We start from the raw sequence: 22,333 nt of genomic DNA on the forward strand, positions 1-22,333 counted from the left end.
GTCTTCCAGTGGGGCTGGCTCGGCTCGGTCTTCGGCGTGGAGCAGACCGGTCCGATCATGTCGATGATGCCGATCTTCATGGTGGGTGTCGTCTTCGGCCTGGCCATGGACTACGAGGTCTTCCTCGTCACCCGGATGCGGGAGGCGTACGTCCACGGCGAGCGCCCGGGGCAGGCCGTCGTGACCGGCTTCCAGTACAGCGCCCGGGTGGTCGTGGCCGCCGCCGTCATCATGATCGCGGTGTTCGCGGGCTTCATGGGAGCCAGTGACCAGATGGTCAAGATGATCGGCTTCGGTCTGGCCGTCGCCGTCTTCTTCGACGCCTTCGTGGTCCGCATGGCCATCGTGCCGGCGGTGCTCGCACTGCTCGGGCACAAGGCCTGGTGGCTGCCGGGCTGGCTGGACCGCCTGCTGCCGAACGTGGACGTGGAGGGCGAGAGCCTGCGGCGCCACCTGGCGAAGGGCGCGGACTCGGACGGTCCGGACAAGGACCGCGAGCTGGTCGACGCCTGACCCGTCACTGCTCCGTACGACGGACGGGCCCGGCCCCGTACCCCCTGTGGCCACAGGGCGGTACGGGGCCGGGCCCGTTCAGCGGGAAGCGGCCGGGGCGTACGTGCGGCGCAGGAAGCGGCGCAGTGCCGCGATGTCGAACTGGACCACGGCCACTCCCTCGGGGGAGTGGAACTCGACCACCGCCTGCACCCGCCCGCAGGGCCACACGCGTACGTCGCCGGTCCCCGTCGGCACCTGGAGGCCCGCCTCCAGCAGCGCGCGGGGGAAGACCCACTCGTTGTCGGTCCCCTCGGGGGACAGGTCCGCCGGGAAGACGATCCGCACGGCCAGCGGCTCGGCGGGGGCGAAGCGGAGGGCCACCGGGATGGTCCGGTACAGCGGGTCGTCGGTGATCACGCGGGCGAGTACGCGCTCCTCGACGGCGGTCGCGGTCGCTGCTGGATTCTCGGCGGTGGCAGACATCGACAAGACTCCTCGAAATCGGAACATATGAGTCCGTTTGTCCGTCCAGCCTCGCACATTCCGACGAAAGCGCGAGGCGCTATTTGTGAGCCGGACGCTCTTGCCAACGGTTTGCAACTGGGCAATATTCTTGAAAGGTTAAAGACTGTGTGAAGAAGCGGAGCCCACTCCATGCATGTGCCCGACGGTTTCATCAACGCACCCGTCTCGGTGGCCGCCGGAGTGGCGGCCGCGGCGGCGGTGGCCGTCAGCCTCCGCGGCGCCCGCCGCGAGCTCGACGAGCGGACGGCGCCCCTCGCCGGCCTCGTCGCCGCCTTCATCTTCGCCGTGCAGATGCTGAACTTCCCGGTCGCCGCCGGCACCAGCGGCCACCTGCTGGGCGGTGCGCTCGCCGCGATCCTCGTCGGCCCCTTCACGGGCGTGCTCTGCGTGTCCGTGGTGCTGCTCATGCAAGGGCTGCTCTTCGCCGACGGCGGGCTGAGCGCCCTCGGCGTGAACATCACCGTCATGGGCGTCGTGACCGTGGTGATCGCCTACGCGCTCTTCCGCGGGCTGCTGGCGGTGCTGCCCCCCACCCGCCGCTCCGTGACCGGGGCCGCCTTCGTGGCGGCCCTCGTCTCGGTGCCCGCCTCGGCCGCCGCCTTCACCGCCCTCTTCGCGGTCGGCGGCACCACCGACGTCGCCCTCGGCAAGGTGTTCACCGCGATGGTCGGCGTGCACACCCTCATCGGCATCGGCGAGGGCCTGATCACCGCCGCGACCGTCGGCGCCGTCATCGCCGTCCGGCCCGACCTGGTGCACGGGGCCCGGGAGCTCACCACCCCGCTGAAGCTGCGCGTGGACGGCCAGCTCGTCGACGCGCCGGCGACCGGCGCGGCGCCGGCCGCCGCACCCGCCACCCGTTCCACCAAGAAGGTGTGGGCCGTCGGCCTGGGCGCCGCCCTCGTCCTCGCCGGCTTCGTCTCCTACTACGCCTCGGCCAGCCCCGACGGCCTGGAGAAGGTCGCCGCGGACCAGGGCTTCGACGCGAAGGCCGAGGACCACGCGGCAGCCGACTCCCCGCTCGCCGACTACGGCGTCAAGGACGTGGACGACGCCCGCCTGTCCGGCGGCCTCGCCGGGATCATCGGCGTCGGCGCGACCGTCGCCGTCGGCACCGGCGTCTTCTGGACGGTGCGCCGCCGCCGCGCCGCGGAGCTCACCGCCACCTCCACCGCACCCCCGGCGGGCTGACCGTGGGAGCCGGCCACGCCCACAAGCTCTACCGGCCCGGGCACTCGCCGGTCCACACGCTGCCGCCGCACTGCAAGCTCGCCGCGACCTTCGCCTTCGTCCTGGTCGTCGTGTCCACACCGCGCGAGGCGGTGTGGGCCTTCGGCCTGTACGCCGTCCTCCTCGCGGCGGTCGCGGCCCTCGCCCGGATCCCGGCCGGCTATCTGCTGCGCCGGCTGCTCATCGAGGTGCCGTTCGTCGCCTTCGCCGTGCTCATGCCCTTCGTCGCGGAGGGCGAGCGGGTGGAGGTGCTCGGCATGTCGCTGAGCGTCTCCGGCCTCTGGGGCGCCTGGAACGTGCTGGCCAAGGGCACCCTGGGCGTCGCCGCCTCGGTTCTGCTCGCCTCGACGACCGAACTGCGGGCCCTGCTGCTGGGCCTGGAGCGGCTGAGGCTGCCGCCCCTGCTCGTACAGATCGCCACGTTCATGATCCGCTACGGCGACGTGATCACCGACGAGCTGCGCCGGATGTCCGTCGCCCGCCGCTCGCGCGGCTTCGAGGCGCGCGGCGTCCGGCACTGGGGGGTGCTCGCCAAGACGGCCGGCGCGCTCTTCATCCGCTCCTACGAGCGCGGCGAGCGCGTCTACCTCGCGATGGTCAGCCGCGGCTACACCGGCTCGATGCCGGTCATCGACGAGGCCGCGGCCGCGACACGCGCACAGTGGGGGCGCGCCTCGGCGCTCCCGCTCACCGCCCTGACCGTCCTGGTGGCGGCCGTCTGCCTGACGGGCTGACCCCCGCGCCGCGTGCGGCGGCCGACCCCCCTGACCGCCGCCGCCGCGGGTGGCGCATCGTAGGGAACACAGCACCGTAAGGAGATGCGGATGGACGCCTCGAACGCGCCGGCCTCGCTGGAGGTGACCGGGCTCGCCTACGCCTACCCGGACGGCCACCAGGCCCTCTTCGGAGTGGACCTGACCGTCGGGCCCGGCGAGCGGGTGGCCCTGCTCGGGCCCAACGGCGCCGGCAAGACCACGCTCGTACTGCACCTCAACGGCATCCTGGCCGGCGGCGCCGGCTCGGTCGCCGTCGGGGGACTGCCGGTCGCCAAGCGCCACCTCGCCGAGATCCGGCGCCGGGTCGGGATCGTCTTCCAGGACCCCGACGACCAGTTGTTCATGCCGACCGTCCGCGAGGACGTGGCCTTCGGCCCGGCCGCGGCCGGGCTGCGCGGCGCCGAGCTGGACGCGCGGGTCAAGGAGGCCCTGGACCAGGTCGGGATGGCGGAGTTCGCCGGCCGGCCGCCGCACCACCTGTCATTCGGCCAGCGCCGACGGGTCGCGGTGGCCACCGTGCTGGCCATGCGGCCCGAGATCCTGGTCCTCGACGAGCCCTCCTCCAACCTGGACCCGGCCTCGCGGCGGGAGCTCGCGGACATCCTGCGCTCGCTGGACGTGACGGTGCTGATGGTGACCCACGACCTCCCGTACGCCCTGGAGCTGTGCCCCCGGGCGGTGATCCTCAGCGAGGGGGTCATCGCCGCCGACGGCCGCACCCAGGACCTGCTGTGCGACGAGAAGCTGCTGCGGTCCCACCGGCTGGAGCTGCCGTTCGGCTTCGACCCGCGCTCGGTGTCCGTAACCCCGTGACGCGGGACCCGGCTGCGGCTGTCTGACCTGGTACGAGTCCCGGCCGGCCGTGGCATAAGCGGGCGCCGCCCGGTGTTGGACCGCTCGTGGACGTTCAGGGTGAGGTGGCGGAGGGCTTCGAGGCCGTCCGGGATGCATTCGTACGCAACTTCGAGGCGCTCGGGGACCGGGGCGCGGCCGTGGCCGTGTACCGCGACGGCCGCAAGGTCGTCGACCTGTGGGGCGGTACGAAGGACGCGGACGGCACGCGGCCGTGGGCCGCCGACACCGCGCAGATCGTCCGTTCCGCGACGAAGGGCGTGGCCGCGGCGGTACCGCTGCTGCTGCACCAGCGCGGACTGCTGGACCTGGACGCGCCGGTGGCCTCGTACTGGCCGGAGTTCAAGGCGGGCGGCAAGGAGAAGGCCCTGGTCCGCGACCTGCTCGCGCACCGGGCGGGCGTACCGGCCCTGGACCGCGGGCTGACCGCGGCGCAGGCCGCCGACGGGGTGTCCGGTCCGCGCGCGGTCGCCGGGCAGCGGGCCTTCTGGGAGCCGGGCCGGGACCACGGCTACCACGCGCAGACCTTCAGCTGGCTGCTGTCGGAGCTGGTGCTGCGGGTGAGCGGGCGCAGCCTCGGCGGCATCCTCGCCGAGGACCTGGCCGAGCCGCTCGGGCTGGACTTCTGGATCGGACTGCCGGACGAGGAGGCGCACCGGGTGGGCCGGGTGGCCCCCGTGGAGCCGCCGCCGGGCGGGAGCGTGCTGCGGACCCGGCCGAGGAGGAACGTGGCCGAGGCCTACGCCGACCCGGACTCCCTCACCCGGCGCGCCTTCGCGGCCATCGACCCCCTGCCGGACGAGAACGACCCCGCCTACCGCGCGGCCGAGCTCCCGGCCTCGGCGGGGATCGGCACGGCGCGGGCCCTGGCCCGCTTCTACGCCGCCACGATCGGGGTGGTGGAGGACGGCGCACGGATCTTCACCCCGGCCACCACCGCGCTCGCAGCCCGGGAGCTGTCGGCCGGCCCGGACCGGGTCCTGGTGGTGAACACCCGCTTCGGCGCCGGCTACATGCTGCACGGCCCCGCCTCGCCCCTGCTCTCCCCGGCCTCCTTCGGCCACCCAGGGCGCGGCGGCTCGCTGGCCTTCGCCGACCCGGAGGCCGGGATCGGCTTCGGCTACGTCACCAACGCCCTGGCGGCGTCGGTCACCGCGGACCCCCGCGCACAGTCCCTGGTCCGGGCGCTGCGCTCGGCGCTGTCGACGGTGTAGCGGGCGGGGGGCCTCGGGGGGCGCGGCGGTCAGCCGGCCTTGAGGACCGCCGCGACGACGGGGCCCGCCGCGTCGCCGCCGTGGCCGCCGCCCTCGACCATGGCCGCCGCGGCCACGTCGCCGCTGAAACCCGTGAACCAGCTGTCCGGGCTGCTCGCGTTGTCGACCTCCGCCGAGCCGGTCTTCGCGCCCTTGTCGCCGCCGACGGAGGCCATCGCGCCCTTGGCGGTGCCCTCGGTCGCCGTCAGCCGCATCATCGACACCAGCTGCTGGTGCACCGACGGCTTCATCCTGCGCTGCGCCGTCGCGATCGTCCGGCCGTCCAGCTCGGCCGGGACCAGCAGGGGCTGGCGGAAGACCCCGCTGCGCGCGGTCGCGGTGATGGACGCGACATTCAGCGGGTTCATGGTGATCCGGCCCTGCCCGATGTACCCGGCGGCCTCCTCCGCTCCCGTCGCCACCGGGACCTTGCCGTCGGTCGAGGCGATCCCCGTCTTCCAGTCCAGGTCGATGCCGAAGACCTCCTTGGCCTCCTTCGACAGGGCCGCGTCGTCCTTCACGTCGTCGATCGGCTTGATGAAGGCGGTGTTGCACGAGCGGGCGAAGCTGGTCGCGAAGTTCGCCCCCGGCAGGTCGAAGCCCTTGAGGTTGTGGAAGGCGCGGCCGCCCCAGACGGCCTCCTTCGTGCACTCCGCCGGTTTCCCGGCCGCGACCAGACCCCGGTCCAGGAGCATGGCCGCGGTCACGATCTTCAGGGTGGAGCCGGGGGCGCGGTTGCCCGCCATCGCCGCGTTGTAGCCGTCCTTGCGGTGGTTGGCGACGGCCAGGATGTGCCCGCTGCTCGGCTGAACGGCGACCACGGAGGCCTCGGGGAACCGGGCGACCGCCTGCTCGGCCGCCGCCTGCACCTTCGCGTCCAGGTAGGTCGCCAGGACGCTCGGCTCCCCCTCGACCAGGGTCAGCAGGGTCCGCTTGGGCGCGTCCTGAGCGGCCGGCTCGATCCACACCTCGGCGCCCGGCCTGCCGCCCGCCTTGGCGCCGTACGTCGCGCGCAACTGGTCCAGGACGGGCCGCAGCGAGGGGTACTTCTCGGCGCTCAGCTCCTCGCCGTCGCGGTCGACGGCCTTGACCGGCGGACTGGCGGGAGCGCCCGCGCGCAGCTTCTCGTCCTTGCCCAGCTGCGGGTGGATCACCGCGGCCTGCCAGTCGACCAGCGGCTTCCCACTGGTCAGACCGCGCACCACGGTCAGCTGGGAGTCGTAGGCGAGGGGCTTGGTGACGCCCTCGTACGTGATCTCCGCGTCGACCCGGAAGGGGACCGCGGCGCCGTTCGGGACGCCCGGGGTGATCACCGCCTTCGACACGTACGCGGCGGTCCTGAACTCCCCCAGCGCGGTCTGCGCGGCGGCGGCGTTGTTCGTCAGGTCGGCGGCCGCCCGGTGGTCCCCGGCCGCCCACGCGGCGAGGAAGGCCTTCGCGGTCGCGGCGGCGTCCTTCCCGCTGACCGGCCCGCTGCCCGCTTTCGCCGGTCCCCCCTCGGCGGCGCTCCCGCCGCCCTTCGCGCCCTCGCCCACCAACGTGTAGGCCCCGTACCCGGCTCCGCCCAGCATCGCCAGGAACACCCCGCCGACGACGGCGCCTTTCGCTGCCCCGTTCACGTATGTCCTTCCCCCGAACCCCCAGTTCTCTGAACATGTTCAAAGAACCCTTGGTGCGGACCTTACGCCGCGCAAGGAACCCGACACCCCCTTCGTTACCGGACCGGAACATCCCCCGACCCCCCGCCGCCCTCCCAACCCGCCCCGCGCCGGGGGGCCGTTAGGGCCCGCTTGGAGCAGGCGCACGTGAGCGGCGTCTCTGTCAGTGGTGCCGTGCATGATCGGCGCGTCATCTCGTCGCGGAAAAAGGGAAATGCCATGCCGATCACCAACCAGCGGGTAGCAGGACACGCCTTTCTGCGGCAGATGTACGACGACTCGTACTTCCCTGATCACGTGGTCGACCGGGGGAAGGCGATCCTGCTGCGGTTGTGCGAGCGTATCGAGGCAGAGCCGCCCTCGGATCTGGAGGCCCTGTACGCGCTCACCCGGGCTGCGACGGAGGAGTTCAACCTCCTGGACGAGGAGTTCGTGGCGGCCGGGAGCGAGATCGAGACGGTCGCGCGTGAATGGATCTGTGACGAGTTCTCCCTCGTCGCCTCGGCATACGGCTTCGCGGACGCGGATGCGGAGGAGCTCACTGCCTACCGGGACTGGTGAGAGCACGGCATGGCCCCGGTGGCCCCCCGTGAAAGCGAGGACGGGCCCGGCACCATCAGGTGCCGGGCCCGTCGTTTTGGCCGCTACACCCAGGTGTCCAGCCACATGCGGCCGCGCCAGGAGTCCATCGGGAGGGTCTGGCCCGTGTAGATGGGCCAGAAGTAGATGAAGTCCCGTGGCCTTGGCCGCTTGCCCCTCTGACCAGCTGCTACGTCTCCAGCAACAGTGCCCAGGGGGTCACTGGGCCGTCTATGGGCCGTGATCATGGTCCGGAGTGGCCTTGAAGAGCCCGTCCACGGCCTTTCGTGTCCTGCCCTCGCTGCTCGGCATCAGGTGCGTGTACGTCCGCAGGGTGAAGCCGGGGTCGGCATGCCCCAGGTACTGGCTCAGGGCACGGATGTTCTCGCCGGCGTCCAACAGGACGGACGCGTAGAAGTGCCGCAGGGCGTGCATGCCGTGCTGCGGGGCGGACGCGTACCGCTCACCGTCCTTGGCCGGAGGGATGATTCCGGCGAGGGCTAGAGCGGGCTTCCACATGTGGTCGTTGAAGTGGCTCACCCGGACGAACGTACGGCTCGGGCTGGGGAAGATGAGCGACTTCGTCACCGGGGGACCGTCCGGCGTCCGCCAGGGCAGGGTGACCTTCACCGGAGGGTGGAGCTTGGAGTGCGCGCGCAGCTCCGCTGCCACCGTTCCCGGGAGAGGGACGGAGCGCGCCTTCGCGCCCTTCGGAGGGGCGAAGACGTACTTCCCGCGAATGCGCTTGAGCTGGTGCTCCACGCGGAGCCACGCGCCCACGTAGTCGATCTCGTCCTCGGACAGCCCGAACACCTCGCCCTGACGCAGGCCGCACCCGGCGGCGATGTCGACGGCGGTGCGCAGGTGTCGGGGCAACTCGGCCCGCACCGCGAGTACCTGGGTGGCGGTCCACGGCGTGACTCGCGGCGGGGCGGGCTTCGGTACCTGCACGGACCGGGCCCGGCACGGGTTCTTGGACAGGATCCCGTCATCGACGGCGGCGCCGAATGCGGCGCTGACCGTGCCGAAGATGATCCGACGGTGCGAGGAAGCGGGGACGTTCTCCTCCAACTCGCCCAGCCAGGTCCGGATGTGGCCCGGTTGGAACGACGGCATGGGACGGGTGCCGATGTACGGATAGGCGTGCAGCCTCAGCCGGCGCTCGGCTGCCTCGCGGCTGTTGATCTCCGTGGTGTGGGTCTTCACCCACTTCTCGGCGAACTGACGGAAGGTGATGCGGTTCGCGCGCGGGTCGATGTACTGCCCCCGGGACATGTCGGCCGCCGTTTCGTTCAGCCACATCTCGGCAAGCCGCTTCTGCTTGTCCGGGAAAGACTTGCTCTTCTCCGTGCCGTCGGGGCCGATGTACCGGGCGCGATAGCGGGCGCCGGTGCCGTGCCGGTCGCTCTTGACCCGGACGGGCTTTCCCTCGGGTCCGGGTTCGGTCTTGTACCAGCGGTCTTGGATGTGGCCTGCCACGGTGGGGCCTTTCTGGGGAAGCAGGGAGGGCGGGCCCAGGCGGGCCCGCCCTCGGCGGTGATGGTGGTGCCGTCAGGCGGCCTGGCTGATGTCCTTGCGCTTCTGCTCGGAGATCCAGTCGTAGACGTCGGCGGGGTCGTACCGGGTGTGCTTGCCGACGCGGAATCCGGGAGGGCCGGTGCGCTTCTTGCGCCACTGGTAGAGGGTCTCCACCGGTACGTCGAGGAGTTCGGCGACGTCGTCGGGGTTCAGGTAGCGGTCCGGTAGTCCGCCGCGCAGGGTGGCGCGGGGGTCGCTGTGGGCGGGCATTGCTCCTCCGGCGGGTCGGCAGGGCATGTCGGGTGGGCGCGAGGCTCGCGTGCTGTCCGAGCCCCGGATTTCTGCGTCATCGCGTCATCTGTGTCATTTGGGGGTCTGACCTGCGGTTTTTGGGTGACGCAGTGGGCTGCGGTGTGTCATCGGCTGTGTCATCCGCGTCATCGGGGTGTCGGAGGGGGTGACGCAGTGACGCACGATGACGCAGCCGTGGGCCGTCTGCGTCACCCTCGTATGCGCAGGTCACCGGCGGTTTTGGGGCCCGTGGTGACGCGGGTGACGCAGCTTCTCTTCTCTTAGGAAAAGACGGGGGTGGTTTCTGTTGTGGTGCGCCCCCGCTCAAGGCGAAGGAGGGGCCGCTTCGCGGCACGACCCTTGCGGCGGCGGCAAGCCGCCGGACAGGCAAGAGGAGCACCCCCAGCCCAGGCGGGGCGTGCTCCTCTTGCCCGTACAGGGCCGCCCCTGGGGGCGCGGGTCAGAACGCCGCTTCCTGCCGGCCGGGAGGTTCGGGGGCGGGTCGGGTCATGGCGATGTAGCGGGCGGCTTTGGTGCGGCCCCAGTCGACGAGGACGCCGCGGGCGGCGAGGGTGGGCTGGAGGCGCTTGAGGCGGTCGGAGAAGACCTTGCCGGTGGTGGGCCAACCCTTGGGCAGGGGACGGAAGTCCTCGCCCGCGTAGAGCTGGGTGACGGCGTGCAGCCACTCCGCCGACGTCATCCGCACCTCCTCACCCGGCTCGGCACTCGCGGCCTGCTTGAGGACGGCCTGCGCCAAGAGGTCGCCCTCAATAACGTCGTCGTTCAGTTCGTCCAGGCCCGCTCGGTAGGCGTTCAGGGACCCGAAGCCACTCGCCACATCAAGCTGCGCGCACAGGTGGGCGAAGTCGGCCATGCGCAGGTCGGTGGGGATATCGGCTTCGGCGGCCCGGACCTTGACGGTGAGGTCCAGGAGGGAGCCGAGGATGACCGGCAGCACCTGCGCGTACTCCGCCCACAGCTCCGCCTCGGTCCGCCGCACCCGGGGCCGTTCCAGTCGGAGCGGCAGGAGGCGTTCGGCGAGGTCGGGACGGATGACGCCCACGTCGATACCGGTCAGCAGGAGGGGGCGGCGGTAGCGCGACCGGTAGACGTCGCCGTCGCTGAACAGCGCCCGCTTGATGCTCTCGGCCCCGGTCACGATGCAGCACATCAGGTCGGACAGATCCGGGGGCAGGTGGGAGAGGTTGTCCAGGGCGGTGATCCATCCGGCGGCCACGGCCGTGATCAGGTTCTCCTCGTCCTTCGGGGCCCGGCGCAGGTCGCCGGTCATGCCCTCCACGATCCGCATCAGCATGCGAGCCGCGGTGGACTTCCCCGCGCCCTGGGGGCCGGTGAGGAACGGGGCAGGGACGGGCACGGACGGCTCCAGGCAGCCGATCACCCAGGCGACGGCCAGGCACTCGCTCTCGGCGCTCGCGAAGTTGCACAGCCTCAGCAGAGCGTCGATGCCCTTGCCGTCGGTGTCCTTCTCCGGGAGGGGGAGTTCGCCGGTGAGTTGGGTGCGTCGCCAGCAGACCTCGCGCGGGTCGGGGGTGCGGATGTCCCAGCCGGTGGGGTGGATGCGGACGGACTTGCCGTCATCGCGCCCCAGGTCCAGCCAGGTCGCGCCGTCGAATCCGGGCGCGACCCGGATGTGGGTGGCCTGGACGTCCTGGCTGAGGGCAAGTGCTTCGATCAAGTCCAAGGCCTCCTTGAGTGCGGTCCCGTTGAAGGAGCCAATCCCGTCGTTGTAGAGACCGACCATGAGTTCCTGCCGGTGGCTGCCCGAGGTGCCCTGAGAACGGATCGGCCGGGCAACGGGGTGGCCGTTCCTCTGCGCGTAGACGGTGCCTTCGGTGGTGCGGAAGTACCGGAAGTGGTCCTGCGCGTAGTCGGTGATGATCTTTCGTGCCGGGTTCTTCTCGTCCTCGGGCACGGTCACATCCCCAATGCGGTACGGGCGTTGGTCCAGGCGACCTCGCAGTGCCGGGCCGATTCGCCCTTGGCCTGCGCGGCGGTGGACAGGCGCCCGGTGTGTTCCTCGGTCAGGCAGCCGCACCGGCCGTGGGCGGACAGCACGGCGAGGAAGGTCCGGTACACGGTCGTGTGGATGGCTTCGGTCGCCGCGGTGATGCGCTGCTCGGCCATGGCGATCCCCCGTTCCAGGTAGACGGGTGAGCGGTGCGGGCACTGCCCGCCCCCGGGCAACGCGGGCACGATGACCGGGCGGGTAAGCCGGACGGTGGGTTGCTTCACCGCGAGGGCGCGCACGACGTCCGGGAGCGGGGCCATAGTGCCGGTGCCGGGGCCGCGCCAGCGGGCGTAGGACATCGTGGACTTCAGGTCGATCCCGGGGCGGACGCCGTTCATTGACTGCATGGCGCCCCGGTAGATCCAGTGCTCGCCCCGTGTCGTCGGCACGACCTTGGTGGCGGGAAGGGTCTGACGGGCCCAGGCGACGGCTTCGGCGTCGTCCAGGTCCACCACGGTCAGACCGGCCCCGCCCGGGTGGTAGGCGACCGCTCCGGCCTGACGCCAGGCACGGGCCCAGGCCGGGCCGGTGAGGACGTCCGTTTCGGTGGTGGCGGCGCCCCAGGCGTGGCAGGGGGCCGGGCACCGGCAGGGGCCGGCAGCCTTCATGTGCGGGCGGTCCCCGCACGCCGAGCGGGTGCAGGCCGGACAGTTCCCGAACGGCTCCTTCCCCGCCCGAAGCGGAAGAACGGGCAGGCCGATCCCCGCGAGCCAAAGCGCCGTCCGCAGGAGACCGCTCGTGCGGATCACGCGGCCACCTCCCCGGCCGGGATGCGGGTGAGGAACGCGCGGCCGATCCACTCGGTGTACGCGGGCGGGATGGCCTCGGTAAGTTCCTCGTGGACGTCGGTCCAGTCGATGCCCATGGCCGTCTGCATCTCGGGGATGGTGACCTTGCCACCGCCCTTGCCGTAGGCGGCGACGTAGGGCCCGTCGCGGTAGACGCCGTGGCGCCAGCCCCGGACGTAGCCGCGGTGCCGGGGGTGCCGGGGCTGCGCGGCGGTCCAGCCGCCGAGTTCGAAGTTCCGGTGGCGGAGCACGCCGAGGCCGAATTGTTCGCCGCACAGGGTGATGTCGCGGCGGACGGGGGCCTTGCCGTTGGGCTGCTCGATCACGTACGGCAGGCCGGAGGCGTCCAGGAGCGTGCGGAGTGCGGGGATGAGCTGGACGTGCTCACGCCCCCATCCCATCGCGCGGTTGGTGCCGACGGTGAGCGAGCATCCGTCCTGACAGGGCGGGGAGGCGTGGATCGCCGAGTAGGCGGCGATGTCCCCGGAGGTGATCAGGTCGGCGAGGACGGTGAGGGCGTCGCCTTGGCGGAAGGGGAACGGGTACCGGGGGCGGGGGCGGATATCGACGCCAGTCACCTCGAATCCAGCCCGGTGGTAGCCGACAGCGGCGCCGCCGGAGCAGCAGAACAGGTCAAGGAGTAAGGGCCGGTCGTTGCTGTGGTCTCGCAGGATGTGGGTCGTGTGGGTCATGCTGGTCTCTCCAGTTCTTGCGTTCTGGACGAGAGCGGCCCCGCTTCATTGGCGTGAGAGGGGGCCGCTTTCGGCATGTCGGGGAAGGGTCAGAATCCGTTGTGGGCGGCGGCGCCAGGGCACTCGTATCCGAGGCAGTCGCACCCCTGGCATTCCTGGCACTCCTCGGCGTCGCAGTCGTCGCACCAGTGGTGGCCAGGGCAGTTGTACTGACAGCACTCGTCGCAGTAGGTGTCGTCCACGGGTGGGCCTTTCAGCGGTTGTTGAGGGTGCCGGTGGCGCGGCCGAAGAGGCCGGTGGCGGTGATGTTCTGCGTGACGTGCTGGACCGGAGCGCGCCCTCGGCCGGCGCCGCGGGTAGCGCGGAGGAGGAGCGGGAGGGCGGTGCCGGCGGCGATGAGGGCGACGAGGGCCCAGAGGGCTTCGGCCATGGCGAGGACTCCGGGGGCGGCGTAGGAGATTCCGATTCCGGCGGCGCCGATCCCGCTGCCCAGGGTCGGGGCGAGGAGTGCGGTGGTCTTGGCCCACGTCGGCACCGCGGCCGGGGTCGCCGGGGCGGGGGCCGTGTCGGTGGGGGTGGGGTGGGTGTAGGCGAGGGTGCGGGTGCCGTCGGGGAGGGTGACCCAGGCGATGCCAGTATTGGTGGGCAGGGTCGGCACGAGGGTCGTGGTCGGGTGGGTCGGGGTGGAGGTCCAGGTGATCGGGGCCGGGTGGTGGACGGCCGGTTCGTGGGGCATGAGGATGCCTCCCGGGTGTGGGTCGGGCCCGCGCCGTGGGGGTGGGCGCGGGCCCGCAGGGGTGAAGTGTCAGGGCGGGTGTCAGGTGGTGTCAGAGGCTGGGCGTCACGGGTTCTGACAGCGGTTTTGCCTAGGGGTTTGGGTGTCAGGGCGGTGTGACGGTGTCAGGTGTCAGGCGGCCATGAGGGAGGGCACGATCCGCCACCGGCCGGTGGCGGAGGTCGGCTCCAGGCGGCCGTCGAGGGCGGCTTCCTTGAGGCGCTCGGAGACCCAAGGGCGGGAGAGGTTGTGGCGGTCGCACCAGTCCATGAAGTCCTTCGGACCGACGACCATCTGGCCCGCCGTCTCGAAGTCGTCCAGGGCTCGCGCGAAGAGTTCGCGGGCCTCGGCGGGCGACGGCTTGTGGCCCGGGGATTCCCACATCGGGGTGTCGTCCCCGTCCTGGTCGTCGGGGAGTTCGGCCTCGGGGTCGATGCCCATGTCCTCGGGGTCGGTGAAGAGGCCGTGCGATTCCGCTTCCATCCCGGGCCCTTCCTCGTCGGCGGCCGGTCGCGGCGTTGGTTCGCCACCTGTGGTGGGGCGGCCGGTGTAGTTCTGTCCGGCGACCGCGCTCGCGGCTCCGGCGGTGATGGGGTCGGCGGTGGCGCCGTGGCGTTGGGCCCAGGCGGCGAGGGCTTCCAGGGTGGGGAGAGCGGTGTGCGGAACGGCGAAGGTGCGGCCCGGGGAGGGGTAGCGGTCCTCGCGGATGCCCGGTGAGACGACGTAGCAGTAGCCGGGGCGGCGGTTGCCCCAGGCGCCGGGGTGGGCGCCCGCGTCGATGACCGTGTCGGGGAGGGAGAACCCTTCGTCGCGGGGGTCGCATCCCAGGGCGATTACGGACGGCAGGGACGCCCGGGTGGAGGTGGACATCTGGTCGTAGGAGGGCCGTTGGAGGGAGACGATCAGGGAGACGCCGGCGGAGCGGGCTTCCTGGGCGATCCCGGTGAACGCGTCGTCGCCCATCAGCCGCAGGGTGTTCGCGGCCTCTTCCATCCAGGTGACCAGGAACGGAAGACCAGCGCAGCCGCAGGGGCTGCCGTCCGGGCGGCAGGTTTGGTTGGTGGCGGTCTGCCGCTGGGCGGCTTCGGGGATCCACTGGCGGTAGCCGTGGGCGCCGAGCCAGCGCGTGCGGGCGGGGATGACCGTCTTGATGGCCTCCACCATGACCTCGGTGTCCGGGCCGCCCTCGGCGGCCCAGTCCAGGCCGGGCAGGAGCGGGCGGAAGTCCTGGAACATCTTCGGATCCGACACCCAGAGCAGGACGTCGCGGCGGGAGAGGATCTCCGTCATCAGGTTCAGGGCGGTCTCACCCTTGCCCGATCCGGTGCCGCCCGCGATCAGAACGTGGGTCGCGTTGCGCTTGGCCTCCGGGTCACCCGGCAGCCACAGGACCAGGGGCGAGCCGTCGTCGTAGCGGCCGATGACCAGCGGCTCCGCGATGCTCCCGCCCAGACTGGAGGGGCCGGGATAGTCCGCGACCTGGGCGAGCATGTCCTCAGGGACGATGACCAGTTCCCCGCGGCGCGCGGAGCCGGGGTCGCCCAGGTAGCGGACGGCGGACGTGGGCAGGTCCAGCGCGGACGCGAGACGGGGCAGGACCTTGGAGACGTCGTCGTTGGTCTGCTCCCCGGCCTCCAGGAGCATCTTCGCGGTGACCCGGTTCGGCTCCACGGAGGTGGCCCCGATCTGGGCGCGGGCGAGCCCGACTTTCTCCAGGAGGCCCTTGTCGGTGCTGCCGGTCGGGGCGCCGTCGACGTTGCGGCGCAGGACCATGCGGATGTTCCACGACAGGGCGAGCGCCGGTCCGCCCATCAGGTACAGGTCCGGGAGAGGGCCGGTGAGGGGTCCGGCCAGGCAGGCGCCGGTCAGCCACGCGGAGCCCGCGGCCACGGTGATGGCCGAGTGCAGGCGCCGCTGCTGACCGGTGGCCTTCCCGGCCCACCACGTGACCCCGGTCAGGGCTACGGAGGCCAGGGTCAGACCGACCCCGGCCGCCGCACTGCCCTGCCACTGCAGGCTCCCCAACGCTCCGGCGAGGCCGAGCCCGCCGGCGGCGAGCCAGGGCGGCAGGTGGGGCTTGGCCCGGTGCAGGACGTAGGCGGTGATCCCGGATCCGTCCGAAGAGCCGCGGAGCTGGTCCTCGTACTGCTGTTCAACGCTGTGCTTGTGCTCGACCATCAGCTGGTTCTCCCTTCTAGAGCTGGCCCCAGTCCATGCGCGGCTGCTGGGGCGGGCGGGCGCGGTGGCGGACGCGGTTGATCTCTTCCTCGTACTCCTGCTGGAACAGGGCGTAGGTCGCGGCGGCGTTCTTCGCCGCGTCCCGCAGGGCGTCTGCGGCGCGCTGCATCTTCCGGGCGACCTTCGCCGCCCTGATCCGGGAACCGCCGATCCGCCCGTTCGGATCGGGGACCTGCACCAACGTGGCCTTGAGGATTTCGGCGCCCATGGCGACCTCGATGGAGAGTGCGACGCCAGCGGCGCGGACGCTGTTGCAGTACTGGCGGACCTGGGCCGGGGAGGTGAACTCCGGCGCGGGCAGGAGGTTCTGGGCCTGCCGGCCACCCCCGGACCCGTTCGAGGACGCGAAGCCCCCACCGCCGCTGTTGCCGCGGCCCCCGCTGTTGACGGTGAGGTTGAAGCCCGGGGAAAACGTCTTGTTGTTGACCTTGGTCTGCGAGCCGTTCGCACCCGGCCGGGGACCGGACCGGGTCCGCTGGGTGCCGGGCCGCTGGGCGCCGACCGTGTTCCATCCTCCGCCGGCAGTACCCCGGCCGGTGCCCTGGTTGCTGGTGGCCATCAGCGGCTCTCCTTAGTGAGGGTGGTGGTCAGGCGGCGGGCGATGACCCAGGCGACCTGCGCGGACAGCGTCAGGAGGGCCCAGGCGAGGGCCACGGCCGGGTGGGCGGGGCTGAACCAGATGGCCACCGGCACCCAGCCGATCGCCCCGGTCACCGCGGCGGCGAGCAGTGCCCGCCACGTCCTCGTGGTGCGGGAAGTTGCCGGGCGGCGGCGGGTGATCCACGCCCACACCCCGACGGGGGCGAGGGCGAGCGGGGTCAGGAACCAGGCAGTACGGGGCTCGATCAGGTGCACCAGCCCGGTCACGACCAGCAGGATGACGGCGAGACCGGTCGGGGCCCAGGTGCGGCGGTGCTTCCACAGCCAACGCCCCGATGCGGCGGCGGCCCGGGCGGTCAGGGTCGGCCCCTCCTCGGGGGTCAGGACGACGATGACGGGCCGGCCACCGCGCTGGTGCGGGATCCGAACGGTCGGAGCGGCCAAAGGCCGCGTGCGGCGAGACACAGCAGAACTCCTAAAGGCAGGCGGGAGGTTCAGGCGGCGCGCTGTTCAGGGAAGTCGTGGCAGGCCACGCACATGCCGAGCGAGGTCGGGATGACGTAGGGGAGGTGGTCTCGGCAGACGGGGCACCGGCGGCGGGCCGTGTTCGCCTTCTCCAGGGCCGCCCAGCGATCGGCGGTCATGGGCCGGACCGGTTTCGCCCGGTCGATCCGGTAGAGGTAGGCGACCAGCGGGCCCCGCCGCCGGCGGGGGCGTTCGAGCTGGGCGACGACGTCCTGGCCGCCGGGCCGGAGTCCGGCGGCGCGGAGTTGGCGGCGGGTGGCCAGCCCGTCCGGCGCGAGGCGCCAGGAGTAGACGGGCAGGGTGGTCATGCGGCGTTTTCCTCTTGGGAGAGGAGGGTGCCCCAGGCGGTGCGGACGCGCTGTTCACCGCCAACGAACCCGGCGGCCCGGAAGGCGGTGACCGCGTGCCGGTAGGACATCGCCGGATCGGTGGAGTAGCGCAGGAACCGCAAGACGACGACCAGTTGCGTGTCGGTGAGGGCCTCACCGGCTTCGGGGACCGTCACGCCCGCGACGGCAGCGACCTCGTCCAGCGTCACGGGCGTCACGGCCGGGTGGGACGCCCCCGTGACGGCCGCCGGCTCCAACTCCGGCACAGGTGGCGTGACCTGTGTGTCTTGCCCGTCACGGGTATCCGTGACGGGCGGTAGAACCGTCGTTTCCTTGCCCTCGGTGAGGGCGGGGGTGGGGTCGGCCGTCACGGCGGGCGTGACGGGCATCGGCGGGGGTGTGACGGGGAGGGAGAACATGCCGCTCAGGGCCGCGTCGGCGCCCTCGGTCAGGCGCTCCCGCTGGACGTCCAAGAGTCGGGTGCCCAGGGCCAGGTCTCCGGCTCCGACCTTCCGGGCCAGCTTCCACGACGCCTTGACCGACCTGTCCTGGATCCTGGCGTCGGGGTGGTTCGCGGCGCGGGCCCGGTGGTAGGCGAGCGCTTGGACGACGGCTGCGTTGCGGGCCTCGGCTTCGGCGTCGCGGCCGTCGGTGTGGACGACGATGCGCCGGGCGAGGAAGGCCATGCCCTCGGCGGACACGCACATCCCCATCGGTGTGATCGCGTAGATGACGGTGCGTCCCACGTCGGGGGCGGCCATCGCGGCCATCACGGAAGCCGCGGCCGGCAGCGCCCACAGCCCCAGTCGGATCACCCTCGGCGAGGACTGGCCGAGCATGGTCAGTCCGAGAAGGACCAGCCCGAGAACGGCGGTGGCGCCCTCACCGGCCGCGACCGCGCCGAGCGCGGTACCGGAGCCGTAGGCGTGGGAGATGTTGCTGTACGTGCCCGCCCCGCCCATCACGCCCGTGCCGATCATCGGCACGAACGCGGCGGCCAGCACCGCCTTCTGCGCCGTCGACAACGGGCGCCGGCCCACGGTCACGCTGGTCTCGCTCATGAGGTGACCCCGTCTCGCCGGTACTCGAACGGGGTGTAGGTGATCGGGTAGTCGGCGGCACGCTCGCGGATCTGGCTCGCGGCGAGCCACGGGTCGCGGCTGTGGTCGAGGTTGGCCCGCACGGTGCTCCGCACGATTCCGGCGCGGTGTTCGAGCAGCTGCCGGTAGGCATCCTCGTCTGCCGCCGCGAGCGACGGCAGCGGCACGTCCAGCGCGTCTGCGACCGCCGCGAGGAGATCCGCGTAGCCGGCCCTCAAGGTGCGCTCGTTCATGCCGCGTCACCCGCGAACTGCGTACCGGTGGAGCGGTTGGCCGCGTCCCGGCGGGCGGTCAGCACCCGGTGATGGGCCCGGCGGATCCGGCGGCCGTCGAACTCCGACGCCGGCCGGTCCAGCAGGACAATCAGCGCGTCCAGCAACTCGACCTCAGCCAGCACGACGGGCATCTCAGCCTCGATCGCGTCCAGCTCTGCGTCAGACGGCTCCAAACCGTCCGACCACGGGGTAAGGACGCTCTGAAGTGCAACGATGGACTTCATGGGACTTGCTCCTTCTACAGAGGAACGGGACTCAGCAGCCCCCGGCGTTCCAGCGCCGGGGGCTGCACTGTGTTGGGGGTTCAGCGGTGGACGACGGGCTTGTCCAGGTCGCGGTGGTGGAGCGTGACCGTGTGCCCGGCGCCCGTGAGCTGGTGGGCCAGGGTCAGGGCGACGGTGGCGGCGCGGTGACGCCCGCCCTGGCACCCCGTGGCGATGACGAGATGGCCGCCGCTCGGCCCGGCCGCGAACGCGTCGGCCGCGAGCACGGTCGCGCCGATCAGCGGCACGATTCCGGGGGTGGCGAGCACCGCGTGGCGTACGGACTCGTCCTCGGCGGTCAGGTACCGCAGCTCCGGCGACACGTGCGGGTCCCGGAAGTGGCTGCGCAGGTCGAGCGTGAGGTGAGCCGCGGGTGGTGCCGCGTGGAGGTAGCCGAACGAGACGATCTCTACGTTCACAGGAACTCCTTGGGACAGGAGCGGGGGTTCCGGCTCCCCACCACCCCGCCCGTACAACGCCAGAGGCGCCGGACGGGCAGAGGAGGCAGCCGGCCGCCGCACCATCAGCGCGGCGGAGGAGCGAACGACGCGAAGGGCGATCCCGCCCGCACTGGTCAAGTGCGGGCAGAGCCCAGGGTCTTAAGCGGATCACTGCGGCCTCCGTGGAGGATGCGAATGAGGGAAGGCTTCGCCACCGCCGCTGCCGCAGCGGAGGGCCCGAGCCTTGATCGGTGCGTCATCGTCACTGCTCTGACGCAAGCAGGGCGGCCGTGGTCAGGTGGCACCCGAGCGGCTGACCTCCCGAAAGGAAGGGATGATTCGCGCGGATGTTCTCCAGAGCTGCACACGAGCAAGGTGCCGCCGGGCGGCCCTTACCCGGCCGCCGCAGGAGCGGGGACTCTCACCCCGCCAAATCAAGCACTCTGTTCAGTTCTCAAGGACAAGCCAGTGGCTCTCCGACGGGTGCGGTAACCCCGAAGGGCTCCCGTAAGAACGGGACACGCCGGACGCCGAGAGGTACTGCGGGCATAGGTCGGTACAGGCATCCATGCAGGTCGGAGCCAAGTAGCTGCACCTACCGCATGAGATACATGCTTGAACATGTCTCTCAGGTTGGCGGTTCTGAGTGAGGCTGTCAAGCTCTTCGCCTCAGCCAGTCCGCCTTGTGGTGTGACATCAGAGTGCCGCCGAAGCGTGGGACGAAGTCACCGCGTCCCTGGACGACTTGGGACGTCCTCGATAGCGTTCCGCGGGGCGGCTGCGTCCCTAGACGTCCCTGGGGGGTCGGATGGCGAACGAGCGGTTAAGGTCCGCGATGCTGACGCAAGGCGTCGCCGTGGATGCCCTGGCGGAGCACCTTGGGGTCGACCCCAAGACGGTGGAACGCTGGATCACCAAAGGGCGGGCGCCATACCGGCGCCACCGCCTTGCCATCTCGGCCTTCCTCCGGGAGGACGAGGGCTACCTGTGGCCCGACGGCCTGCCGGACGGGCAGCGTAAGGACGCTGCGGATGCCGAGGTGTTGAAGGTCTACCCGCATCGTTCCTACGTGCCGGCCGACCTATGGCTCCAGCTGTTCGGTCGGGCGGAACGGGAGATCGGCGTGCTGGTGCACGCGGGTGTTTTCCTCGCCGAGAATCCGCGTTGGCCTCAGCTGCTCAGGCTGAAGGCGGCCAGCGGTGTTCGGGCCCGCATCCTGCTCGGAGACCCGGAGAGCCCAGAGATTCGGCGTCGAGGGGACGAAGAGGAAATCGGCGAGGGTGTGGCCTACAAGGTTCGCGAGGTAATGAAGCTCTACCGACCCCTGTACTCGGTTCCGGGCATCGAGTTCCGGATTCACCGCTCAACTCTGCACAACTCGCTCTACCGGTCGGATGACGAGTGGTTGGTGAACACGCAGGTGTATGGGGTGAGCGCACCCCTGACGCCGGTTCTCCATCTACGCAAGGTCGCCGGTGCTGAGCTGGTCTCCACATATCAGCAGAGCTTTGAAAAGGTCTGGTCCGAAGCAGTCCCCATTGAAGGATGAGCATGAGCCGCCGTACTGACTATTTCGACGACCCCAACGCGCCGAAGGCCAACAGCATCGTGCCCGCAGTGACGGCGTTCGTGGTCAACGACGCGGGCGATGTGCTGATGGAGCGGCGTTCGGACAACGGCCGTTGGGGCATGCCGGGGGGTGTCCAGGAGATCGGGGAGAACATCGCCGGAACGGTGGTCCGAGAGGTCCTGGAGGAAACCGGGATCCTGGTCGAGGTCGTCGGGCTGGTGGGCATCTTCACCGACCCGGGGCACGTCATCGCATTCGCGGACGGCGAGGTGCGGCAGGAGTTCTCGCTCTGCTTCCGGGCCCGGCCGGTCAGCGGCGAAATCAGGGTGAGTTCGGAATCCCTGGAGGTGCGGTGGATCCCTCGCGCCGAAGTCGAGTCCCTCGACGTATCGCCCACTACCCGCCAGCGACTGGAGGAAGGCTTCCGCGACTCGCCGGTCCCGCGAATCAGCTGAGCCTGGACTGCTCGGTCTCGAAGCTACGCTGGCGCACCCGGGCAACGCGAGCCAGCAGCTCCGGTCGAGCCGCGGATACGGCCCGGAACACGACGTGATCGGGGCCGTACCGGTCCAGTACCTCGGTCAACCGATCGGCTGGATCCACGAGTGCGCCTACGGGGCTGCTGGTCAGATCGCAATAGGTGATCGCGTCCACCAGATCAGGATCTGCGGGACCGAACTCCGCCAGGGCATCGTCGAGCCCCAGCTCGGATGCTTCCCACGGGGAAGACGTGTGGAAGGCCACGACGCTGCACAACCGAGGGTCGGCACCTACTACGTCACGCAGGTAGCGCGCCCCATCGATCATGTGCTGCCCGGTGTCCACGGCCGCCCGTGCGTACCCGACGTCGTGCGCGATGGCTGCTGCGGCCAGCAGCTCTGCATCCTCACCCAGAGCCGGAGCCAGCGTAAGGGCCTGCGAGTAGACGCGCTGTGAATGAGCCCACCGTTTTGGCAGGCTCTCGGCGAGCAAGGACTCCGCGAGGTCGTGAGCCCACTTGGCCAACTGCATGTGAGTGCCTCCAACGCTGTCGCGATTTAGGACGCTGGGCTCACGAACCGCCCCACGCCGTGCCGAGCTTGCACGTGCCCTGCGCCTTCCAGTTCGTGCACGGCACGACGGACGGTTCCCCGGGCGACTCCGTAGGTCTCGGCCAGTTCTGCCTCGCTTGGGAGCTGAGCGCCGGCGGGCAGGTCACCCGTCCGAATGCGCTCCAAGAGGTCCGTCATGATCCGCTTGTATGGCGCCATCTGTGCACCACTGCCAGTCTGGCGGCCGACCCCGGCGACGGTGGTCACGTCGCCGGTCTCCTCTAGCGTGCGAAGCGCACGACGGACGGTCGTGCGTGCCACGCCGAACTCCCGGCCGATCTCTGCCTCGGAGGGAAGGCCATCCGGGTACGCCCCCTCAGCAATCCTCGCCCGCAGGACCTCTGAGATCGTCAAGTACGTCCCGCGTGGGCTGGCGTTCGGCACGCATCCTCCTTGAGCCGGCTCGCGCGGGTGTCTGCATGGGCCCCGCGCGGTCCA

General features: G+C 71.2%; 27 protein-coding genes. 8 read left to right on the plus strand and 19 right to left on the minus strand.

The annotated features are described in order from the left end of the window. On the plus strand, nucleotides 1-513 hold a 513-nt coding region (locus tag ACFWUQ_RS23645; protein ID WP_384541328.1), incomplete at its 5' end, for an MMPL family transporter. A 78-nt stretch (nucleotides 514-591) separates the two neighbouring features. On the opposite strand, the gene ACFWUQ_RS23650 is transcribed toward ACFWUQ_RS23645, so the two are convergent. Continuing rightward, entirely contained in the window at nucleotides 592-978 is a 387-nt protein-coding gene (locus tag ACFWUQ_RS23650) for an SsgA family sporulation/cell division regulator (RefSeq protein ID WP_384541330.1), read from the minus strand. Between the two features lie 171 nt (nucleotides 979-1,149). Here ACFWUQ_RS23650 and ACFWUQ_RS23655 point away from each other — a divergent pair, with 171 nt between their 5' ends. The 4 genes from ACFWUQ_RS23655 to ACFWUQ_RS23670 all read left to right on the plus strand — a co-directional run bounded on the left by ACFWUQ_RS23655 (nucleotide 1,150) and on the right by ACFWUQ_RS23670 (nucleotide 5,092). Beyond that, entirely contained in the window at nucleotides 1,150-2,211 is a 1,062-nt protein-coding gene (locus ACFWUQ_RS23655) for an energy-coupling factor ABC transporter permease (protein WP_384541332.1), read from the plus strand. A gap of 2 nt (nucleotides 2,212-2,213) precedes the next feature. Beyond that, on the plus strand, nucleotides 2,214-2,984 hold the full coding sequence (gene cbiQ, locus ACFWUQ_RS23660) for a cobalt ECF transporter T component CbiQ (protein WP_384541335.1): 771 nt from the start codon (nucleotides 2,214-2,216) through the stop codon (nucleotides 2,982-2,984). Between the two features lie 84 nt (nucleotides 2,985-3,068). Continuing rightward, on the plus strand, nucleotides 3,069-3,839 hold the full coding sequence (locus ACFWUQ_RS23665; protein ID WP_384541338.1) for an energy-coupling factor ABC transporter ATP-binding protein: 771 nt from the start codon (nucleotides 3,069-3,071) through the stop codon (nucleotides 3,837-3,839). A gap of 86 nt (nucleotides 3,840-3,925) precedes the next feature. After that, the gene (locus ACFWUQ_RS23670; protein ID WP_384541340.1) at nucleotides 3,926-5,092 is read left to right on the plus strand and encodes a serine hydrolase domain-containing protein; all 1,167 of its coding nucleotides are present in this window, start codon (nucleotides 3,926-3,928) and stop codon (nucleotides 5,090-5,092) included. 29 nt (nucleotides 5,093-5,121) lie between these two features. On the opposite strand, the gene ACFWUQ_RS23675 is transcribed toward ACFWUQ_RS23670, so the two are convergent. Further along, nucleotides 5,122-6,750, minus strand: coding sequence for a penicillin-binding transpeptidase domain-containing protein (locus ACFWUQ_RS23675; protein WP_384541343.1), 1,629 nt, complete (start codon nucleotides 6,748-6,750; stop codon nucleotides 5,122-5,124). A 258-nt stretch (nucleotides 6,751-7,008) separates the two neighbouring features. On the opposite strand from ACFWUQ_RS23675, the gene ACFWUQ_RS23680 reads away from it, so the two are divergent. Beyond that, nucleotides 7,009-7,350: a DUF5713 family protein gene (locus ACFWUQ_RS23680; RefSeq protein WP_384541346.1), complete on the plus strand. Its 342-nt coding sequence runs from the start codon at nucleotides 7,009-7,011 to the stop codon at nucleotides 7,348-7,350. A 249-nt stretch (nucleotides 7,351-7,599) separates the two neighbouring features. On the opposite strand, the gene ACFWUQ_RS23685 is transcribed toward ACFWUQ_RS23680, so the two are convergent. From ACFWUQ_RS23685 to ACFWUQ_RS23755, 15 genes are all read right to left on the minus strand, one after another. Beyond that, nucleotides 7,600-8,847 (minus strand): tyrosine-type recombinase/integrase, encoded by a 1,248-nt coding sequence (locus ACFWUQ_RS23685; protein ID WP_384541348.1) that lies wholly within the window; start codon nucleotides 8,845-8,847, stop codon nucleotides 7,600-7,602. 72 nt (nucleotides 8,848-8,919) lie between these two features. Continuing rightward, the gene (locus ACFWUQ_RS23690) at nucleotides 8,920-9,156 is read right to left on the minus strand and encodes a helix-turn-helix transcriptional regulator (protein ID WP_384541350.1); all 237 of its coding nucleotides are present in this window, start codon (nucleotides 9,154-9,156) and stop codon (nucleotides 8,920-8,922) included. A 481-nt stretch (nucleotides 9,157-9,637) separates the two neighbouring features. After that, nucleotides 9,638-11,113: an ATP-binding protein gene (locus ACFWUQ_RS23695; RefSeq protein WP_384541352.1), complete on the minus strand. Its 1,476-nt coding sequence runs from the start codon at nucleotides 11,111-11,113 to the stop codon at nucleotides 9,638-9,640. 2 nt (nucleotides 11,114-11,115) lie between these two features. After that, a complete protein-coding gene (locus ACFWUQ_RS23700; protein WP_384541354.1) occupies nucleotides 11,116-11,958 on the minus strand; it encodes a bifunctional DNA primase/polymerase in 843 nt (280 codons plus the stop codon). Beyond that, nucleotides 11,955-12,689: a DNA methylase gene (locus ACFWUQ_RS23705; protein ID WP_384541356.1), complete on the minus strand. Its 735-nt coding sequence runs from the start codon at nucleotides 12,687-12,689 to the stop codon at nucleotides 11,955-11,957. The genes ACFWUQ_RS23700 and ACFWUQ_RS23705 overlap by 4 nt, the downstream gene beginning before the upstream one ends. Nucleotides 12,690-12,778: 89 nt before the next feature. Beyond that, nucleotides 12,779-12,931 (minus strand): hypothetical protein, encoded by a 153-nt coding sequence (locus ACFWUQ_RS23710; protein ID WP_384541359.1) that lies wholly within the window; start codon nucleotides 12,929-12,931, stop codon nucleotides 12,779-12,781. An 11-nt stretch (nucleotides 12,932-12,942) separates the two neighbouring features. Continuing rightward, entirely contained in the window at nucleotides 12,943-13,425 is a 483-nt protein-coding gene (locus ACFWUQ_RS23715) for a hypothetical protein (protein ID WP_384541361.1), read from the minus strand. 171 nt (nucleotides 13,426-13,596) lie between these two features. Further along, nucleotides 13,597-15,642 carry a plasmid transfer protein TraB gene (traB, locus tag ACFWUQ_RS23720; protein ID WP_384541364.1) on the minus strand — a complete coding sequence of 682 codons (2,046 nt, stop codon included), beginning with the start codon at nucleotides 15,640-15,642 and terminating at the stop codon, nucleotides 13,597-13,599. 16 nt (nucleotides 15,643-15,658) lie between these two features. After that, on the minus strand, nucleotides 15,659-16,261 hold the full coding sequence (traA, locus tag ACFWUQ_RS23725) for a plasmid transfer protein TraA (RefSeq protein WP_241845941.1): 603 nt from the start codon (nucleotides 16,259-16,261) through the stop codon (nucleotides 15,659-15,661). After that, a complete protein-coding gene (locus tag ACFWUQ_RS23730; protein WP_384541368.1) occupies nucleotides 16,261-16,767 on the minus strand; it encodes a hypothetical protein in 507 nt (168 codons plus the stop codon). Before ACFWUQ_RS23730 ends, traA begins: the two co-directional genes overlap by 1 nt. Before the next feature lie 29 nt (nucleotides 16,768-16,796). After that, the gene (locus tag ACFWUQ_RS23735) at nucleotides 16,797-17,135 is read right to left on the minus strand and encodes an RRQRL motif-containing zinc-binding protein (RefSeq protein WP_384541371.1); all 339 of its coding nucleotides are present in this window, start codon (nucleotides 17,133-17,135) and stop codon (nucleotides 16,797-16,799) included. Further along, nucleotides 17,132-18,217 carry a hypothetical protein gene (locus tag ACFWUQ_RS23740; protein WP_384541374.1) on the minus strand — a complete coding sequence of 362 codons (1,086 nt, stop codon included), beginning with the start codon at nucleotides 18,215-18,217 and terminating at the stop codon, nucleotides 17,132-17,134. The genes ACFWUQ_RS23735 and ACFWUQ_RS23740 overlap by 4 nt, the downstream gene beginning before the upstream one ends. After that, nucleotides 18,214-18,489, minus strand: a complete 276-nt coding sequence (locus tag ACFWUQ_RS23745; RefSeq protein WP_384541376.1) for a hypothetical protein — start codon at nucleotides 18,487-18,489, stop codon at nucleotides 18,214-18,216. The genes ACFWUQ_RS23740 and ACFWUQ_RS23745 overlap by 4 nt, the downstream gene beginning before the upstream one ends. Further along, nucleotides 18,486-18,755, minus strand: coding sequence for a DUF6284 family protein (locus tag ACFWUQ_RS23750; protein WP_384541379.1), 270 nt, complete (start codon nucleotides 18,753-18,755; stop codon nucleotides 18,486-18,488). The genes ACFWUQ_RS23745 and ACFWUQ_RS23750 overlap by 4 nt, the downstream gene beginning before the upstream one ends. Before the next feature lie 80 nt (nucleotides 18,756-18,835). Beyond that, entirely contained in the window at nucleotides 18,836-19,213 is a 378-nt protein-coding gene (locus tag ACFWUQ_RS23755) for an ATPase (protein ID WP_384541381.1), read from the minus strand. Nucleotides 19,214-20,042: 829 nt separating this feature from the next. On the opposite strand from ACFWUQ_RS23755, the gene ACFWUQ_RS23760 reads away from it, so the two are divergent. Together ACFWUQ_RS23760 and ACFWUQ_RS23765 are read left to right on the plus strand one after the other, a co-directional pair. Continuing rightward, on the plus strand, nucleotides 20,043-20,783 hold the full coding sequence (locus ACFWUQ_RS23760) for an XRE family transcriptional regulator (protein WP_384541384.1): 741 nt from the start codon (nucleotides 20,043-20,045) through the stop codon (nucleotides 20,781-20,783). Nucleotides 20,784-20,785: 2 nt separating this feature from the next. Beyond that, nucleotides 20,786-21,259, plus strand: coding sequence for an NUDIX domain-containing protein (locus ACFWUQ_RS23765; RefSeq protein WP_384541386.1), 474 nt, complete (start codon nucleotides 20,786-20,788; stop codon nucleotides 21,257-21,259). On the opposite strand, the gene ACFWUQ_RS23770 is transcribed toward ACFWUQ_RS23765, so the two are convergent. Next, the gene (locus tag ACFWUQ_RS23770; RefSeq protein WP_384541389.1) at nucleotides 21,252-21,815 is read right to left on the minus strand and encodes an HD domain-containing protein; all 564 of its coding nucleotides are present in this window, start codon (nucleotides 21,813-21,815) and stop codon (nucleotides 21,252-21,254) included. The two genes, ACFWUQ_RS23765 and ACFWUQ_RS23770, sit on opposite strands and share 8 nt — an antisense overlap. A 26-nt stretch (nucleotides 21,816-21,841) precedes the next feature. Beyond that, nucleotides 21,842-22,279, minus strand: a complete 438-nt coding sequence (locus ACFWUQ_RS23775) for a GntR family transcriptional regulator (RefSeq protein ID WP_384541391.1) — start codon at nucleotides 22,277-22,279, stop codon at nucleotides 21,842-21,844. Between the last annotated feature and the right edge of the window lie 54 nt (nucleotides 22,280-22,333).

It is taken from the genome of Streptomyces sp. NPDC058662 (assembly GCF_042716255.1).
Lineage (GTDB): Bacteria > Actinomycetota > Actinomycetes > Streptomycetales > Streptomycetaceae > Streptomyces.

Coding starts and splice junctions, on each gene's coding strand:
- ACFWUQ_RS23650 (WP_384541330.1), bottom strand. CDS start 978: ATGTCTGCCACCGCCGAGAATCCAGCAGCGACCGCGACCGCCGTCGAG.
- ACFWUQ_RS23655 (WP_384541332.1), top strand. CDS start 1,150: ATGCATGTGCCCGACGGTTTCATCAACGCACCCGTCTCGGTGGCCGCC.
- ACFWUQ_RS23665 (WP_384541338.1), top strand. CDS start 3,069: ATGCGGATGGACGCCTCGAACGCGCCGGCCTCGCTGGAGGTGACCGGG.
- ACFWUQ_RS23680 (WP_384541346.1), top strand. CDS start 7,009: ATGCCGATCACCAACCAGCGGGTAGCAGGACACGCCTTTCTGCGGCAG.
- ACFWUQ_RS23690 (WP_384541350.1), bottom strand. CDS start 9,156: ATGCCCGCCCACAGCGACCCCCGCGCCACCCTGCGCGGCGGACTACCG.
- ACFWUQ_RS23705 (WP_384541356.1), bottom strand. CDS start 12,689: ATGACCCACACGACCCACATCCTGCGAGACCACAGCAACGACCGGCCC.
- ACFWUQ_RS23715 (WP_384541361.1), bottom strand. CDS start 13,425: ATGCCCCACGAACCGGCCGTCCACCACCCGGCCCCGATCACCTGGACC.
- traB (WP_384541364.1), bottom strand. CDS start 15,642: ATGGTCGAGCACAAGCACAGCGTTGAACAGCAGTACGAGGACCAGCTC.
- traA (WP_241845941.1), bottom strand. CDS start 16,261: ATGGCCACCAGCAACCAGGGCACCGGCCGGGGTACTGCCGGCGGAGGA.
- ACFWUQ_RS23735 (WP_384541371.1), bottom strand. CDS start 17,135: ATGACCACCCTGCCCGTCTACTCCTGGCGCCTCGCGCCGGACGGGCTG.
- ACFWUQ_RS23740 (WP_384541374.1), bottom strand. CDS start 18,217: ATGAGCGAGACCAGCGTGACCGTGGGCCGGCGCCCGTTGTCGACGGCG.
- ACFWUQ_RS23745 (WP_384541376.1), bottom strand. CDS start 18,489: ATGAACGAGCGCACCTTGAGGGCCGGCTACGCGGATCTCCTCGCGGCG.
- ACFWUQ_RS23750 (WP_384541379.1), bottom strand. CDS start 18,755: ATGAAGTCCATCGTTGCACTTCAGAGCGTCCTTACCCCGTGGTCGGAC.
- ACFWUQ_RS23760 (WP_384541384.1), top strand. CDS start 20,043: ATGGCGAACGAGCGGTTAAGGTCCGCGATGCTGACGCAAGGCGTCGCC.
- ACFWUQ_RS23765 (WP_384541386.1), top strand. CDS start 20,786: ATGAGCCGCCGTACTGACTATTTCGACGACCCCAACGCGCCGAAGGCC.
- ACFWUQ_RS23770 (WP_384541389.1), bottom strand. CDS start 21,815: ATGCAGTTGGCCAAGTGGGCTCACGACCTCGCGGAGTCCTTGCTCGCC.